The 15,643-nt window shown below is 68.8% G+C and carries 14 protein-coding genes; 6 read left to right on the forward strand and 8 right to left on the reverse strand.

All coding sequences use genetic code 11. The annotated features are described in order from the left end of the window. Positions 1 to 10: 10 nt before the first annotated feature. Together pth and ACOAMO_RS01930 are read right to left on the reverse strand one after the other, a co-directional pair. Positions 11 to 610: an aminoacyl-tRNA hydrolase gene (pth, locus tag ACOAMO_RS01925; protein ID WP_420175911.1), complete on the reverse strand. Its 600-nt coding sequence runs from the start codon at positions 608 to 610 to the stop codon at positions 11 to 13. A gap of 50 nt (positions 611 to 660) precedes the next feature. Next, on the reverse strand, positions 661 to 1,287 hold the full coding sequence (locus ACOAMO_RS01930) for a 50S ribosomal protein L25/general stress protein Ctc (protein ID WP_420175912.1): 627 nt from the start codon (positions 1,285 to 1,287) through the stop codon (positions 661 to 663). A gap of 192 nt (positions 1,288 to 1,479) precedes the next feature. Between ACOAMO_RS01930 and ACOAMO_RS01935 the strand changes: the two genes are divergently transcribed. Continuing rightward, entirely contained in the window at positions 1,480 to 3,138 is a 1,659-nt protein-coding gene (locus tag ACOAMO_RS01935; RefSeq protein WP_420175913.1) for a DNA repair helicase XPB, read from the forward strand. Positions 3,139 to 3,330: 192 nt separating this feature from the next. Further along, positions 3,331 to 4,095 (forward strand): aquaporin Z, encoded by a 765-nt coding sequence (gene aqpZ / locus ACOAMO_RS01940; protein WP_420175914.1) that lies wholly within the window; start codon positions 3,331 to 3,333, stop codon positions 4,093 to 4,095. Between the two features lie 87 nt (positions 4,096 to 4,182). Here aqpZ and ACOAMO_RS01945 read toward each other — a convergent pair whose 3' ends face one another. Further along, a complete protein-coding gene (locus ACOAMO_RS01945; RefSeq protein ID WP_420175915.1) occupies positions 4,183 to 4,713 on the reverse strand; it encodes an NUDIX domain-containing protein in 531 nt (176 codons plus the stop codon). A 104-nt stretch (positions 4,714 to 4,817) separates the two neighbouring features. Here ACOAMO_RS01945 and ACOAMO_RS01950 point away from each other — a divergent pair, with 104 nt between their 5' ends. The 3 genes from ACOAMO_RS01950 (at position 4,818) to ACOAMO_RS01960 (ending at position 8,066) form a co-directional block, all read left to right on the forward strand. Next, positions 4,818 to 5,429 carry a hypothetical protein gene (locus tag ACOAMO_RS01950; RefSeq protein WP_420175916.1) on the forward strand — a complete coding sequence of 204 codons (612 nt, stop codon included), beginning with the start codon at positions 4,818 to 4,820 and terminating at the stop codon, positions 5,427 to 5,429. After that, on the forward strand, positions 5,413 to 5,970 hold the full coding sequence (locus ACOAMO_RS01955; protein WP_420175917.1) for an OmpA family protein: 558 nt from the start codon (positions 5,413 to 5,415) through the stop codon (positions 5,968 to 5,970). The genes ACOAMO_RS01950 and ACOAMO_RS01955 overlap by 17 nt, the downstream gene beginning before the upstream one ends. A gap of 113 nt (positions 5,971 to 6,083) precedes the next feature. Then, on the forward strand, positions 6,084 to 8,066 hold the full coding sequence (locus ACOAMO_RS01960) for an FG-GAP-like repeat-containing protein (protein WP_420175918.1): 1,983 nt from the start codon (positions 6,084 to 6,086) through the stop codon (positions 8,064 to 8,066). 43 nt (positions 8,067 to 8,109) lie between these two features. Here ACOAMO_RS01960 and ACOAMO_RS01965 read toward each other — a convergent pair whose 3' ends face one another. Both ACOAMO_RS01965 and ACOAMO_RS01970 read right to left on the reverse strand, forming a co-directional pair. After that, positions 8,110 to 8,535, reverse strand: a complete 426-nt coding sequence (locus ACOAMO_RS01965) for a GtrA family protein (RefSeq protein WP_420175919.1) — start codon at positions 8,533 to 8,535, stop codon at positions 8,110 to 8,112. Then, entirely contained in the window at positions 8,532 to 9,476 is a 945-nt protein-coding gene (locus ACOAMO_RS01970; protein ID WP_420176950.1) for a glycosyltransferase family 2 protein, read from the reverse strand. Before ACOAMO_RS01970 ends, ACOAMO_RS01965 begins: the two co-directional genes overlap by 4 nt. Positions 9,477 to 9,564: 88 nt before the next feature. Between ACOAMO_RS01970 and ACOAMO_RS01975 the strand changes: the two genes are divergently transcribed. Beyond that, entirely contained in the window at positions 9,565 to 12,132 is a 2,568-nt protein-coding gene (locus tag ACOAMO_RS01975) for a YfhO family protein (protein WP_420175920.1), read from the forward strand. Here ACOAMO_RS01975 and ACOAMO_RS01980 read toward each other — a convergent pair. The 3 genes from ACOAMO_RS01980 to groL form a co-directional block, all read right to left on the reverse strand. Further along, complete coding sequence (locus ACOAMO_RS01980) at positions 12,095 to 12,802, reverse strand: copper homeostasis protein CutC (protein ID WP_420175921.1); 708 nt, start codon at positions 12,800 to 12,802, stop codon at positions 12,095 to 12,097. The two genes, ACOAMO_RS01975 and ACOAMO_RS01980, sit on opposite strands and share 38 nt — an antisense overlap. A 57-nt stretch (positions 12,803 to 12,859) precedes the next feature. After that, the gene (locus ACOAMO_RS01985) at positions 12,860 to 13,897 is read right to left on the reverse strand and encodes an acyltransferase (RefSeq protein WP_420175922.1); all 1,038 of its coding nucleotides are present in this window, start codon (positions 13,895 to 13,897) and stop codon (positions 12,860 to 12,862) included. A 107-nt stretch (positions 13,898 to 14,004) separates the two neighbouring features. Continuing rightward, entirely contained in the window at positions 14,005 to 15,627 is a 1,623-nt protein-coding gene (gene groL, locus ACOAMO_RS01990) for a chaperonin GroEL (RefSeq protein ID WP_420175923.1), read from the reverse strand. Between the last annotated feature and the right edge of the window lie 16 nt (positions 15,628 to 15,643).

The raw sequence follows: 15,643 nt of genomic DNA on the forward strand, positions 1-15,643 counted from the left end.
ACGGCCGGGCTCAGGAGTTGTAACGGTTCTGGGCGGCCTCCAGACCGTCCAGGACCAGCATCTCGACCGCGTCGGCGGCGCGTGCCACCTCGATCTCCAGATCTGTGCGCAAGCTCTTGGGGATCTGGGCCAAGACGTAGTCGGCGGCCTCTTGGCGGCCCGGCGGGCGCCCGATGCCGAAGCGCACCCGGTGGTAGTCACCGGTGGCCAGGTGCTTGCGCAGGCTCTTGAGACCGTTGTGGCCGTTGTCGCCACCGCCCAGCTTGAGGCGCAGCTGTCCGGGGTCGAGGTCGAGCTCGTCGTGGATGGCCACCACGTGGGAGGCATCCACCTTGTGGAAGGCGCACAGCTTCCCGACGGCCTGCCCGGACTCGTTCATGAAGGTGCGTGGCTTGACCAGCACCACCTTGGCGGCGCCTGCGCCGGGAGCGCCCATGCCCCCGGCCGACACGCGGGTCTCGACCACGTCGGCCCGCATCTGTCGGGGAGCCGACCAGCTGGCCCGCGCGCGGCGGGCCAGCTCGTCGACCACCATGAACCCGACATTGTGTCGGGTGTTGGAGTAGGCGGGGCCCGGGTTCCCGAGCCCCGCCACCAGCCACGTAGTCACGTCGGCCAACTCCACTTCGTCCGTGAGGGATCAGACCCCGAAGGGTCGGATCACTCTTCCTCGGCCGCGGCCTCGTCGGTCTCGCCCTCGGCAGCCTCGGACTCCTCGCCCTCCCCGGCGTCACCCTCGACGTCGAGCTCCTGGGCCTGGTTGATGCCCACGACCAGCGCGTCGGCCTCGTCGGTGGCGGTGGCACCGGCCGGCAGCTGCACGTCGGAGACCAGGATCTGGGCGCCGGCCTCCAGGCCCTCGATGGAGATCTCGATCTCCTCGGGGATGTTGGTGGCGTCCACCTCGAGGGCCAGGCTGGTGAGGTCCTGGTTGACGGAGGTCTCGGGGGCGGCCTCGCCGGTCAGGATGACGGGCACCTCGACGACGACCTTCTCGCCACGCTTGACGACCAGCAGGTCGACGTGCTTGAGGAAGCCGGTGATCGGGTCGCGCTGCACCTGCTTGGGCAGGGCCAGCTGGTCCTTCTCGCCCTCGATGGACAGGGTCAGCAGCACGTTGGCCTGGCGCAGGGCCAGCATCATGTCGTGGCCCGGCAGGGTCAGGTGCACGGTCTCGGCGCCGTGGCCGTACAGCACGGCGGGGACCAGGCCCTCGCGACGGGTGCGACGGGCAGCACCCTTGCCGAACTCGGTACGAATCTGCGCGGAAATCTTGTTGTCAGTCATGTTTCTCCTCGACCTCTATCTGGCTTCTTCCAGAAATTCCTGCAGCCAGAGAGGGAGGACGGGTCGTCGACCCATCACTTACCACGTCGATCACGGACCCAGTGGTCCCTCGCCAGGCAACCCGACAAGGCTACAGGCAGGGCCAAGGATGCTCCAAGTCCGGCTACGGCCGCTGATGCATACTGGCTGACGATGAACACTCCCGGCCCCCTGATCGTCCAGTCCGATCGCACACTGCTGCTCGAGGTCGACCATCCCGACGCGGATGCCTGCCGCGTCGAGATCGCCCCCTTCGCGGAACTGGAGCGCGCCCCGGAACACGTCCACACCTACCGGTTGACCCCGCTGGGACTGTGGAATGCCCGAGCGGCCGGCCATGATGCCGAGCAGGTCGTCGATGTCCTGATGCGCTTCAGCCGCTATCCCGTGGCCAGCTCGCTGCTGGTGGATGTTGCCGAGACCATGGGGCGCTATGGGCGTCTGCGCATCGAGAAGCACCCCACCCACGGCCTGGTGCTGGTCAGCACGGACCGGGCGGTGCTCACCGAGGTGCTGCGCTCGGCCAAGGTGAAGGGTCTGGTGGGCTCGCGGATCGACGAGGACACGGTGCTGGTGCACCCCTCGGAACGCGGAAACCTCAAGCAGGTGTTGCTCAAGCTCGGCTGGCCGGCCGAGGACCTTGCCGGGTACGTGGATGGCGAACGCCACCACATCGAGCTGGTGCAGGACGAATGGCAGCTTCGCCCCTACCAGCACCAGGCGGCCGAGAGCTTCTGGCACGGCGGTTCGGGAGTCGTGGTGCTGCCCTGCGGTGCGGGCAAGACCATCGTGGGCGCCGACGCGATGGCGCTGGCCGGGGCCACCACGCTGATCCTGGTCACCAACACCGTCAGTGCCCGGCAGTGGCGCGACGAGTTGCTGCGCCGCACCAGCCTGACCCCCGACGAGATCGGTGAGTACTCGGGCAGCCGGAAGGAGGTGCGCCCGGTCACGATCGCGACCTACCAGGTGATCACCTCCAAGCGGAAGGGCGTGCATCCTCACCTGGAGCTGTTCGGTGCGCGGGACTGGGGGCTGGTGATCTACGACGAGGTGCACCTGCTGCCGGCCCCGGTCTTCCGGATGACGGCCAGCCTGCAGGCGCGGCGCCGGCTGGGGTTGACGGCCACCCTGGTGCGCGAGGACGGCCGGGAGGGCGACGTGTTCAGCCTGATCGGCCCCAAGCGGTACGACGCCCCGTGGAAGGAGATCGAGGCTCAGGGGTGGATCGCGCCGGCGGACTGCGTCGAGGTGCGGGTCACGCTCGACGACGGGGAGCGCATGGCCGTGGCCACGGCCGAGCCCGACGTTCGCTACCGGCTGGCCGCGACGGCCCAGAGCAAGACGAGCGTGGTGCTCAGCCTCGTCCAGCAACACCGGGGGCAGCCCACCCTGGTGATTGGCCAGTACGTCGACCAGCTGGAGGAACTGGCACGCGAGCTGGACGCTCCCTTGATCACCGGGAGCACCACCACCAAGCAGCGCGAGCAGCTCTACCAGGACTTCCGGGAGGGCCGCATCGAGCTGCTGGTGGTGAGCAAGGTGGCCAACTTCTCACTGGACCTGCCCACGGCCGAGGTGGCGATCCAGGTCTCCGGCGCCTTCGGTTCCCGTCAGGAGGAGGCCCAACGACTGGGGCGTCTGCTGCGGCCCAAGGGCGGACGCAGCGCGCGCTTCTACGCCGTGGTGAGCCGCGACACCCCCGATGCGGACTTCGCCCAACACCGTCAGCGCTTCCTGGCCGAGCAGGGTTATGCCTACCGCATCGTCGATGCCGACGAGCTGGACGGCGAGCACGACGCTTCTGCCTGAGAGTGTTCACATCAAGTTCTTCATCGCCTGACGGGAAGTCTGCGGTTCCATGCCGCCCAGCGTTGTTACGCTCTGGAACTGGAGCCCGATTTCTTGACACCAAGAAATTCCACGGGTCAATGGCGTCTCGCGGGCCGCAGATGCAATCCGAGGCATGTCCCCCGGCATGTCCCGACAAGGAGTAGCAAGAAGATGAACATTTCCATGAAGTCCCGCCTGGTGGCCGAGTTCCTCGGCACGCTGTGGCTCGTCCTGGGTGGCTGCGGTTCTGCCGTGCTGGCCGCCAAGGTGCTCAGCACCGATCCGTCCCCCGTCAACATGGGCATCGGCTTCGTCGGTGTCTCCCTGGCCTTCGGCCTCACCGTGATAACCGCCGCCTACGCCTTCGGCCACCTCTCGGGCGGCCACTTCAACCCGGCCGTCACCCTGGGCCTGTTCGCCGCCAAGCGCGTCGAGGCCGGCGCCGTTGCGCCCTACATCATCACCCAGGTGATCGGCGGTACCGTCGGTGCCGCCATCCTCTACGTGATCGCCGGCGGCAAGGCCGGCTTCTCGGCCAGCGAGTCGGGCTTCGCCTCGAACGGCTACGGCGCCCACAGCCCTGACGGCTACTCGATGATGGCTGCCCTGGTCATCGAGGTCGTGCTGACCGCCATGTTCCTGTTCGTGATCCTCGGCTCCACCGACGACCGCGCCCCCAAGGGCTTCGCCCCGATCGCCATCGGCCTGGCCCTCACCCTGATCCACCTGATCTCGATCCCGGTCACCAACACCTCGGTGAACCCGGCTCGTTCCACCGCCGTGGCCATCTTCCAGGGCGGCTGGGCGCTCGGCCAGCTGTGGCTGTTCTGGGTTGCCCCGATCATCGGTGCCCTGATCGCCGGCGCGCTCTACAAGACGCTGACCGACGAAGGGGTCTCCGTGCCCATGCAGACCGAGGGCCGCGTCGAGGGCTGATCCCTCACCGCAGCACCCATCGTGAGGACCCGTTCCCCTTCAGGGGAGCGGGTCCTCCTGCGTCATTGGCGGCATCACCCGGGTGTCTCACCGGGCAGTGACCGCGACGGTCGACTCCTCCACCTCACCGAGGTCCACGAAATCGTCCGCTGTCAGCCCGGCGAGCTGGGGCGTCTGTTCGGGCCAGACAGTCATGGCGGCCATCTCGTCGGGGCCGAACCAGCCCCACCGCCCCATCCGCGTCCGCTCGGTGGCGGTGAAGGCGGAGGTGTCGACGTCGAATTCCTGCTCCACGTCCAGCAGGTAGAAGTCCTCGTCCTGCACCAGGATCCGGTCCGAGTAACCGTGGGTGACCACGCGGTGCGCAATGGGTCCGGCCAGACACTGCGGCCCCACGCGGTGGCCGGTCTCCTCCGCGAGCTCCCGGGCGGCGGCCTCGCGGGAGCTCTCCCCCTCATCGATCCCGCCTCCGGGCAGCACCCACCAGGACGATCCGGGAAGGCCCGGGTCGGAGTCACTCATCAACAGGACCCGACCGTGGCAGCGGACCAGGACCCGGGCACCACGACGGTTCTTCCAGCGACGCTGGGAGGGCTCCGGGACGGGGTCTGAGGCCATGACGCGATCCAATCATGCGCGGACAACACTCGGACACCATTCGGACAACATCCTGTACCCGGTGGACGCTCGCCCAAGCCTTGGGCAGCGGCTTGGCTCATGCCATGAGACTTCTCACCATTCCCGCGGTCCTCGCCATCCTGCTGGTCACCGCCTGCTCCGGGGCCACCCCACCCGAGCCTGCAGACCCGCCCAGCCAGGCCTCCGAGCCACCCGGCACCGTCCCCACCGCCACAGCCCCGGCTGCCACTGCCCCAGCTGCCGCCGCGGCTCCCGTGACGCCGCCACCCAACGAGGCACCCGTTGCCACTCGGAGGGCCGCCCAGGACGGCATCACCTTCACCCTCGACCTCTATCCCCTTCGCCGCGAGGGCAAGTCGGTCCTGCTGACCGCACGGCTCACCGCCGTCGAGGTTCCCTCCGGTGGAGCGGAGATCGGCGATGGCCGGGGAATGCTGACCACCGTCGGTCAGCTCACCGACCCGAACTCCGGGATCGACAACGGGTTCAAGCTGGTCGACCCCGCCGCGCAGATGGTGCACCTTCCTGCCCGGATCGACGGCATCGACGCCTGTACCCGCTCCGCCGACCCCACCTGGAAACGGGGTGATGCGCGGTGGGTCAGCTGCCTGTTCGCGCTTCCGGACGCCGAGACGGACCACCTGATGGTGCAGGCACAGACCTTTGGGGGTTTCGGCGATGTCCCGCTTCGCTGACCTGCTTGCGGCCGTGGCAGTGCTGGTCGGGTTGACGCTGGCGATGCCCCTGACCGCTCGGGCGGAGACCATCGTCCCCACTCCCCTGCCCGCCCCGGATGAGTACCGCACCGTGGCGCTGGGGCCGCGCTCCTTCCCGATCACGCCGGTCACGCAGGACCTGGCCGGGGTGGCCGAGAGCGCCGTCTCGAAGAAACGGATCGACGTGCGCATCGACGCGAATGTCGCCTTCACGAGGGACAGTGCCGCCATTCGTCCCGAGGCGCGGCACCGTCTGGCGCAGATCGCCTCACAGCTTGCGGCGGTACCGCCGGGCACCATCACCATCGAGGGTCACACCGACGACCTCGGCAGCGCCGAACACGGCATGACGCTGTCGCGGCAACGCGCCCGGGCGGTGCAAACTGTCCTGGGCGAGGCCCTGCGGCGCCACGACGTCCGGGTGACGGGCAAGGGCGAGGACGAGCCGCTGGTCGAGAACCGCGATGAGGCCAGCCGGGCGCGCAATCGCCGGGTGGAGCTTGCCTACCGGGCGCGCTGAGCCCCACCCGGTCGGCCGCAATCCCCGCTCGCCCACGGATCCGGATGACCCTTGCGGGTTAGGATGCGAAATGGCGGTTCAGCAGCACCCCCAACGTCCTCCCAGGAGCAAAGATGCCCTCAATCCCTCGCCCCGCTCGGCAGTTCACCGTGCTCGCCACGGCCGGGGCCCTTGGCCTGGCCACCGGCCTCACGACGCCCGCCCAGGCGGCTCCGGATCCTGCCGAGCCCAGGACCACGACGGTGATCTGTGACCAGCTCGGCGAGGTTCCCCTCGAGGTCACCGGACGGTTGGACTCCCCCGGCGCGGTCAGGGTGGCCGGCAAGGGCCCGGTCACGGTGAGCAGTGCATCCACCGTCCGGGTCACGCCCCGCTCCGGCGCGCCCCGCCGGGTTCCTGCGCTGGAGCAGGACCCGGCAAAGGCCAAGGGGCTGCGATGCGAACCGGTGACCGTGCAGACCACGGCGGGTCAGCTCGGTGATGCCACCGAGGTCGCGGCCGCCGGAATGACCGCGGCGCAATCGGTCGATGCGACGCTGCAGGTCGACGTCAGCTTCGACAGCGACGCCGTGGTGCGGGCCGCGGCAGAGCAGGTGATCAAGCCGGCCGCCGTGGCCCCGAACAACCAGGCCGCCTACGGCAAGGTCGAGAGCTTCCCCTATGCGAGCCAGCTGTCCTCCTACACCGCGGGCCGTTCCGGCTCGGTGGCCGTCGCCTATCGCGCCGAGGGTGACAGCACCATCTACAGCCACGTCAAGGGCAATGCCACCAATGTCACGGCCAGCATCGTGAAGGTCGCGGTGATGGCGACGGTGATGGACAAGGCCCAGCGGGAAGGGCGTGCGCTCACCGCGTGGGAGAAGAACCAGATGACGCCGATGATCCGCTACAGCGACAATGCGGCCACCACCAACCTGTGGAACCACGTGGGGCGCGGCCCCGCGGTGGGTGCGACGCTGTCGAAGATGGGGCTGCGCCAGACCACGCCGGGGCCGCAGGGCTACTGGGGCCTGACGGTCACCAGCGCCCCCGACCAGGTGGTGGTGATGGACCACTTCAGCCGCAGCAACCCGGTGATCAACGACACCAACCGCAGCTACGGCCTGCAGCTGATGCGGCAGGTGGCCTCCGACCAGGACTGGGGCGTCACGGCCGGGCCGGGCCATGACATCGCAGTGAAGAACGGGTGGTTGCCGCGCAGCGACGGTTGGCACGTCAACAGCATCGGTTACAGCCACAAGCTTCCGCGTCGCTACTCCGCCGCCGCGCTGACGCACTCGACCACCGCGGGCATGGACACCCAGATCTCCACCATCGAGGGTGCCTCGCGCATCATGTGGGGACGCCAGGTGAGTGCCCGCGGCGACTGGACCAATGACGGCCGGGCAGACCTGTTGGGGGTGAAGTCCGGTGCCCTCCACCTGTTCCGTGGCCTGGGCAAGGGCAGGCTCGCCCCCGCGACCGTGATCGGTTCCGGTTGGGGCTCGTTCACCTGGATCGGCGTGCCCGGTGACGTGACCCGCGATGGGCGCACCGACCTGCTGGCCCGACGCAAGGACGGCACGCTGCACCTCTACCGGGGCAATGGTGACGGCACCGTCACCTACCAGCGGCAGGTGGGCAAGGGGTGGAATGGCATCACGGCCTTCGCCACCGTGGGTGACTTCAACGCCGACAGGACTCCCGACCTGCTGGGGCGTGCTCGCGACGGTCGGCTGATCCGCTACGTGCTGCCGGCCTCTGGAGGTGCCTCCAATGCGGGCGTCGTCGGCACCTCCTGGAACTCGATGAGCGCCATCATCGGTATCCAGGGCATCAACAATGACCTGCGCGGTGACGTGATCGCCATGCGCAAGGACGGGCTGATGTTCGCCTACACCTCGACCGGCACCAGGCTGGGCGCAGCCAAGCAGGTGGGCCAAGGGTGGCGTCCGGTGCTGGTGGGCTCTGCCGGCGACCTGAATGGCGACACCGTCGACGACATCAGCTACCAGACCAGCGCCGGCCTGCAGACCTACCCGGTGGCCCGCGGAGGCAAGATCCAACCCGGGCAGGCCTCCGGCACCACGGCTGCCGGCTTCACCGTGATCGGCTGAGCCTTCCCGGGTCCGGGCCGCGGGTCGTGGCCCGGGCCCCTGCTCAGCGAGTCTGGTCGTCGGCGTTGATGCCCTTGGTGAGCACCAGGGTGGTGACGGCGAAGGTGAAGGGGATCGCGAGGATGCCCATCACGAGGGTGGCGTAGCGCTCGTCGAAGTGGATCAGCTCCACCAGCACGGCCGAGCCGAGGCTGGTGAACAGCAGGTTCACCAGGGTTGAGGCCGGGAAGGCGACGAAGCGCTTCCAGGTGGGCCTGACCCGGTAGGTGAACCAGCAGTTCATGAAGAAGCTGAAGACCACCGAGACCGCCCAGGCCACCAGGTGGGCCGGGAACCACGGCATGGCGAGCAACAGCAGGCGGTAGCCCAGGTAGTAGACGAGGGTGTTGGCAACTCCCACCAGGCAGAAGCGGAAGAGCCGCCAGAAGGTGGGTTCCCAGCGTCGCCAGGCCGTCGAAGCCGCCCTCATTGCGGGCCACGCTCCGATTCCCGGGCACTGTCGTGCTCCACGATGTAGTGGGGGCGGGCCTTCACCTCGGCGTAGATCCTGCCCACGTATTCACCCACCAGGGCCACCGACAGCAACTGGATTCCGCCCAGGATCGTCATCACGGCAATGGTGGTGATGTAGCCGGGGGTGTCGACGCCCGCGCGCCACCAGTTCAGGATCAGCCACAGCAGGTACAGCAGGCCGCCCAGTGCCGTGAAGCCCCCGAGCCCGGCGAGCAAGCGCAGGGGACGGTCGTTGAAGCTGATGACCCCGTCGATTCCGTAGTTGACCAGCGAGCCGAGACTCCACGACGAGGCGCCTGCCCCGCGCCCCACGTTGCGGTACTCGATCGTCTCGGTACGAAACCCGATCCAGGCGAACAGGCCCTTGCTGAAGCGATTGCGCTCGGCCAGCTCCAGCAGCGCGTCGACGGCACGTCGCGACAGCATCCTGAAGTCGCCAACGCCATCTTCCAGGCGCACGTCGATCATGCTGTTGACCAGTCGGTAGTAGATCCGGCTCAACAGGCTTCGCAGGACGGGGTCGCCGCGGCGGTCCCGTTTGGCCACCACCTGCCCGGCTCCGGTGGCCTGCAGGGTCTGCAGCATGCGGGGAATCAGCTCGGGCGGGTGCTGCAGGTCTGCGTCCAGGATCACCACGGCCTCTCCCCTGGCCTCGCGCAGGCCCGCCAGCATGGCGGCTTCCTTGCCGAAGTTGCGAGAGAAGGAGAGCACCCGCACCCGCGGGTCGTCCTGGGCGATCTTCCAGGCCACCTCGAAGGTGTTGTCGAGGCTGCCGTCGTTGACGAGGATGACCTCGATCTCCGCTGCATCCAGCTGGGCCGACATCTCCACCAGGGCCTCGTGCAGCCGTGGCAGGTTGGCGGCCTCCTGGTAGCACGGGACGACGACGGACAGCATTCGGATCACTCATTGAGGTTACATGCCGGCGGAGTCCTTGCCTGGCGTCGTCCGGGCACTAGGCTTTCGGTGCCCCCAAGGAGGCCCATTGATCGCCAAGACCGCTGCCCGCACCTTCGCTGCACGCGCCCTGCCACCCGTGCTGGCCGCCCTCCTCACGGGCCTCGTGCACCTGCTCGCGATGCGCCGCAGCAACCTGTGGCCGGTGGGCGAGATCTCGCGAGGGATGGGCGACTACGGCCCGCAGTACCTGCCCTTCCACCAGGCCTTCGCCGAGCTGCTGCACGGCAACCCCCTGATCAGCCTCCAGTTCAACTGGTTCAGCGGCGCCGGGGTGGGCTTCCTGCCAGACCTGGCCACCTATCTGGCAAGCCCCTCCGCCCTGCTGGTGGGGGCCGTGCCAGCCCAGGACGTCGATCTGGCACTGGCGATCATCATCCTGCTGAAGCTGATGCTCGCGGGCGCGGCCATGACCTTCCTGTTGACCTGCCTGGCGCCTCGCAGCGGCTGGTGGCCCGCCGTGGTGCTGGGCACCTGTTATGCCAGCTCTGCCTGGGTCTTCGAGCTGGGCGTGTTCACCCCGATGTGGCTCGACGGGCTCATCGGTTTTCCCCTGTTGTGCCTGGCGGCGCGGTGGAGCGTGGCACGGCACCGTCCCTGGTTGTCGGTGGCCATCGTCGCAATCACCTGGTGGAGCAACTTCTACAGCGCCTACATGGCCAGTCTGGGCGCGGGGATCTTCCTGCTGTTGTGGCTGGCCGCCACGGCCAGCTCCTGGCGAGCCGGCCTGGCGTCGGTGCTGCGCTTCCTGGTGACCGGAATCCTGGGCGTGCTGTTGAGCTCCGTCCTGCTGCTGCCCACGGTGATGGCGGTCGCCCGCGGGGTGGACTATGTCCCGCCGCCGTTGCCGCCGGTGACCCAGCAGATCGTGTGGAGCCGAGTGCTGCCCTTCACCGAAGGGGTTTCGTCCACTCCCCTCATCTACGTCGGCACCGTCCCCTTCCTGCTCGCCATCAGCCTGCTGCTGCCCCACGGCCTGCGCCTGCGCGAATCGTGGCCATGGGGGCTGGGTGTGGTCGCACTGGTGGCCTCGATGCAGAACGACGTGGTGGTCACGGTCTGGAATGCCTTCGACACCCCCAATGGCAATCCCTTCCGCTACTCCTTCGTGGTGTGCGGTTTCGTGGTGATCGCCGCCCTGTTCGCCCTGCAACGCGGGTCGCTGGCGCAGGGCCGCACCACGCTCACCGCGCCCAGCCCGCCCTCGGCCTTGGTGGGGCTTGCCGTGCTGCACTGGATCGCCCGTGACCTGGAGCACGTCGTGGCCAAGGACCTGCACCACAACCCCAGTCTGGTGGAGCAGTGGGCGTTTCCCCTGGGAATCGCGCTGGTGCTGGTCAGCCTGCTGCACCGCTGGCGGAGGGTGATGGCCGCGGCAGCCGGAGCCCTGGCCCTGGCCTGTCTGGCCGAGGTGGTGGTCTGCGCCGGTTACATCGACGAGCATGCCCGCCTGGCGTTGGGCGCCATCCCCCTGCAGGACGAGCTCAGCACCAGCCGCACCCACCGGGCCGCCAATGCCACGCAGCGGGCCGACTGGCCCGCCGGGCGCGTGGGTGGCGCCCCCGTGCACCGGCGCTACTACTGGACCACGCTCAACGAGCCCATGGCGCACGCTTACCCCTCGCTCCCCTACTACAGCTCCACGATCGACGCGGACGTCTCCGACATGCTGATCGGGCTGGGCCAACCCTTCCGGGCCGGTGGGCGCATGATGATGGACCGCAGCGACCCAGGGTTGGACGCCCTGCTCTCGGTGGCCGCGCGGGCCAAGGATCCCGCTTTCGCCCGCGTGGACTCGCAGGAGGTGCTCCCCATGGTGCGGCTGGCCCCCGCACCCCGCAGCACCGCGGCCGATTCCCTTCCCCGAGCACCGCTGCCCGTCGTCCTGGAACGTCGCAACGCGTTGCTTGCCGAGCCGATCTACTTCTCCGCCACCGACGTGAGCTTCTCGACGAGTGGTGAGGACGAGATGCATCCGGTGCTGGCCGGTTCGTCGGTGCAGATCTCGGCCCGGTGTGCCCCGGGCCAGACCCTGCACCTGGCCAGCGACTCCATCGATGCGATGGCGAGCTGGACCTCCGCGGACGGCCGCGGCAGACGAGCGTCGCTCTTCGACCGCCGTGTCACTCCGCTGACCGGAATCGAGAGCGGGACCTTCACCCTGGACCGGATCAATCGCGACACCCTGCTGAGCAGCAATTCCCTGGCCTGTCTGGACCACGACGCCCTGCAGCGCCAGGTGGCGGCGACGGCCCGCCCCGCCATCACCGTCGACGGCTCCCGCCTTGCGGCCAGTTTCCCCGAGCCGGTCACCGGTGACGTGGTGGTGGCGACCGCGGCGCAGCGAGGGTGGAGCTGCCAGCTCGACGGGCAGGATGCCGCCATCACCTCGCGCTCGGGGCTGTTGACGGTTCCGGCGGAGCAGAGCCGGGAGCTGTCCTGCCACTACCGCACCCCGGGGCTCGTCCCCGGAGCCGTCCTGTCACTGCTGGCCCTGGGCGGCTCGCTGTGGTGGGCGGGGTGGCAGCGGGGACTGGCGGGTGGCCGACGCCCGCGGCTCAGCCGGGCTGGACTCGGCCGACTTCGTCGTCGATGAGTTCCCGCCAGGTCTGCACCAGGGGCGCATCCACGTAGGCCTTGTACTGCCCCAGGGGCCGCGCGGAGTGCCCGATGTGGAAGGCGTGCACCCCGGCCCGTGCCAGCCACGGGACGTGCTCGGGCTGCAGCCCTCCCCCGGCCATCACCAGTTCTGCCACCTGCGGATCGGCGTGGCACCGGGCCAGCAGCTCGTCCAGGCCGTGCTCGACGTCGCGAGCCGACCCGGCGGTGAACACCTGGTCGAGGCGTGGCAACTGGGGCAGCACCCGCCAGGCCTTGTCGGTGTCCAAGGTGTGGTCGATGGCCCGGTGGAAGGTCCACGGGCAGTCGAGTTCGGAGGCCAGCGCCAGGCAGACCTCCGCGTCGACCTCGTCGTAGCCGTTGAGGAAACCGAAGACCACCCCGTCGGCACCGGCGTCCCGGTAGCTCTGCACCAGTCCCAGCAGGCGGGTGAACTCGCCACCGTCGGTGCCATAGCCCTCACGCAGGCGCACCAGGGGCCGCAGTTCGATCTCCACCGCGCCACGCACCGTCTCGACCAGGGAGGGTTCGGGTGACATGCCACCGCCGTCCAGGGTGCCGAGCAGTTCGATCCGGTCGGCACCGCCTTCCTGGGCACGACGGGCATCGTGCTCGTGGAGGCAGTTCACCTCTAGCAGTCCGGGCATGCCAACATCATGCCCGCGACTGCCACCGGCTGGAAAGGCGCGGCTCGTCGGGCGGGTTCACACCAGCCAGCGCGCCACCGGCCGGGAGCGCCGCAGCAGCCAGGTCAACGCGGCCGACGCCGCGAGGGCCACCAGCCAGAACAGGATCGAGCGCAGCGCCCCACGCGGGATCGTCATCGGCAGCTGGCGGGCCAGGCCCAGCACCATCGGGTGGAGCAGGTAGATGCCGAAGGTGAGCTCACCGCAGCGGCGCAGCCGCTGGCAGAGTTCGGGACGCTGCTGCAGCCAGGGCTCCGCCGAACGGGCCAGCAGGAAGAGCGCGGCCGCCCCGAGAGTGACCAGTGGCGTGAGGTATTCGAACCAGGTGGTGACGTGGTCTGCGATGCGCAGCGATTCCCACAGGGTCAGGGCGGTGATGCCCCCGATGGAGACGGCCACGGCCGTGGCCAACCACCGGCGGTCAAGACGGTGGCTGGTGGTGGCCAGCAGACCACCGAGCAGGACGAAGGCGGCATAACCGCCCAGCTGCGGAGGCAGCGCCTGGTCGAGCAGGCGTTGCAACACCCCGGACCCGTCGAAATGGGCGATCGACTCCAAGGTCATCGCAAGGCACCACAGCACGATGAGCATGCGCGAGAGCGGCCGGTTCTGGAAGACCCACCACAGCAGCGGCAAGAGCAGGTAGATGCCGATCATCACCGGCAGGAACCACAGGTGGTAGTAGGAGACCGGCAGTGACTGGATGATCGTGTCGGCTGCCAGGGCCTCGCCCCGCAGGAAGAGGGCGAACAGGCTGTAGAGCAGCGACCAGAACAGGAAGGCCACCACGAGCCGCGGCAGCGATCGTCGCACCAGGGATGGCCACGAGGGTTGTGCGGCCCGGGGCAGGAACAGTGCCCCGGTGAGCATGAAGAAGATGGGGACGCACCACCTGCTCGCGGCATCGAGCAGGGTGAGGTTGCGCCAGCCTGCGCTGCCGATCACGGCCAGTCCCCATTCCAGGCCGGAGGCGTGCACCAGCACGACGGCCACTGCGGCGGCGCAGCGCAGCAGGTCAAGATGCGCCGTGCGCGGCTGGTGCCCAGCTGGGGTCACGCTGCCTCCTTGAGGATTCCGATGCCACGAGGGCGGCTCCCCAGTGGGGAACCGCCCTCGCGTTGACCGCGTCCCGTCGAAGGACGGGGTCACGGTCGTGGACTTGGTCAGAAGCCCATGCCACCCATCTCGTCGCCACCGGGCATGGCCGGAGCGGCCTTCTCGGGGGCATCGGCGATGACGGCCTCGGTGGTGAGGAACAGGGCCGCGATGGAGGCCGCGTTCTGCAGGGCAGAGCGGGTCACCTTGGCCGGGTCGATGATGCCCGACTCGACCATGTTCACGTACTCGCCGGTGGCGGCATTGAGGCCCTCACCCACGGGCAGGCCGGCAACCTTCTCGGCGATGACGCCACCCTCGAGACCAGCGTTGAGGGCGATCTGGCGCAGCGGGGCCTGGGCGGCCTGCAGCACGATCTGGGCGCCGGTGGCCTCGTCACCCTCGAGTCCCTCGAGCTTGACGGCCTTGGCGGCCTGAATCAGCGCCACGCCACCGCCGGGGACGATGCCCTCCTCGACCGCAGCCTTGGCATTGCGCACGGCGTCCTCGATGCGGTGCTTGCGCTCCTTGAGCTCCACCTCGGTGGCAGCACCGACCTTGATGACGGCCACGCCACCGGCCAGCTTGGCCAGGCGCTCCTGCAGCTTCTCGCGGTCGTAGTCGGAGTCGGAGTTCTCGATCTCCTTGCGGATCTGCGAGACACGGCCGGCGATCTGCTCGGCGTCGCCGGCACCGTCGACGATGGTGGTCTCGTCCTTGCTGACCAGCACGCTGCGGGCCTGGCCCAGCAGCTCCAAGGTGGCGGTCTCCAGGGAGAGGCCGACCTCCTGGCTGATGACGGTGCCCCCGGTGAGGATGGCGATGTCGGCCAGCATGGCCTTGCGGCGGTCGCCGAAGCCGGGGGCCTTGACGGCGACCGACTTGAAGGTGCCGCGGATCTTGTTGACGATCAGGCCGGCCAGGGCCTCACCGTCGGTGTCCTCGGCGATGACCAGCAGCGGACGGCTGGACTGCATGACCTTCTCCAGGACCGGCAGCAGCTCCTTCAGGGAGGAGACCTTGCCGTCGACCAGCAGGATGTAGGGGTTCTCCAGCTCCGCCACCATGGTCTCGGTGTCGGTCACGAAGTAGGGGCTGATGTAGCCCTTGTCGAAGCGCATGCCCTCGGTCAGCTCGAGGTCGAGCCCGAAGGTGTTCGACTCCTCGACGGTGATGACGCCTTCCTTGCCAACCTTGTCCATCGCCTCGGCGATGATCTCGCCGACGGTGGGGTCAGCGGCCGAGATCGAGGCGGTGGCAGCAATCTGCTCCTTGGTCTCGATGTCGATCGCCATGCCGCCCAGCTCCTCGCTGATGGCCTTGACGGCGGTCTCGATGCCCTTCTTCAGGCCCATCGGGTTGGCGCCGGCGGTGACATTGCGCAGGCCCTCGCGGACCATTGCCTGGGCCAGCACGGTGGCGGTGGTGGTGCCGTCGCCCGCGACGTCGTCGGTCTTCTTGGCGACCTCCTTGACCAGCTCGGCACCGATCTTCTCGAAGGGATCCTCGAGCTCGATCTCCTTGGCGATGGACACGCCGTCATTGGTGATGGTGGGGGCGCCCCACTTCTTCTCCAGGACCACATTGCGGCCCTTGGGGCCGAGGGTGACCTTGACCGCGTCGGCGAGGGTGTTCATGCCCCGCTCGAGTCCGCGGCGGGCCTCGATGTTGAATTCGATCAGCTTTGCCATGGTGTTTCGGGAGTCC

Origin of the sequence: Luteococcus struthionis (assembly GCF_048595755.1) — a bacterium.
Lineage (GTDB): Bacteria > Actinomycetota > Actinomycetes > Propionibacteriales > Propionibacteriaceae > Luteococcus.

Excerpts from the sequence above, each read along its gene's own strand:
- ACOAMO_RS01930 (WP_420175912.1), bottom strand. The coding sequence starts at position 1,287 with ATGACTGACAACAAGATTTCCGCGCAGATTCGTACCGAGTTCGGCAAG.
- ACOAMO_RS01935 (WP_420175913.1), top strand. The coding sequence starts at position 1,480 with ATGAACACTCCCGGCCCCCTGATCGTCCAGTCCGATCGCACACTGCTG.
- aqpZ (WP_420175914.1), top strand. The coding sequence starts at position 3,331 with ATGAACATTTCCATGAAGTCCCGCCTGGTGGCCGAGTTCCTCGGCACG.
- ACOAMO_RS01945 (WP_420175915.1), bottom strand. The coding sequence starts at position 4,713 with ATGGCCTCAGACCCCGTCCCGGAGCCCTCCCAGCGTCGCTGGAAGAAC.
- ACOAMO_RS01950 (WP_420175916.1), top strand. The coding sequence starts at position 4,818 with ATGAGACTTCTCACCATTCCCGCGGTCCTCGCCATCCTGCTGGTCACC.
- ACOAMO_RS01955 (WP_420175917.1), top strand. The coding sequence starts at position 5,413 with ATGTCCCGCTTCGCTGACCTGCTTGCGGCCGTGGCAGTGCTGGTCGGG.
- ACOAMO_RS01960 (WP_420175918.1), top strand. The coding sequence starts at position 6,084 with ATGCCCTCAATCCCTCGCCCCGCTCGGCAGTTCACCGTGCTCGCCACG.
- ACOAMO_RS01965 (WP_420175919.1), bottom strand. The coding sequence starts at position 8,535 with ATGAGGGCGGCTTCGACGGCCTGGCGACGCTGGGAACCCACCTTCTGG.
- ACOAMO_RS01970 (WP_420176950.1), bottom strand. The coding sequence starts at position 9,476 with ATGCTGTCCGTCGTCGTCCCGTGCTACCAGGAGGCCGCCAACCTGCCA.
- ACOAMO_RS01980 (WP_420175921.1), bottom strand. The coding sequence starts at position 12,802 with ATGCCCGGACTGCTAGAGGTGAACTGCCTCCACGAGCACGATGCCCGT.
- groL (WP_420175923.1), bottom strand. The coding sequence starts at position 15,627 with ATGGCAAAGCTGATCGAATTCAACATCGAGGCCCGCCGCGGACTCGAG.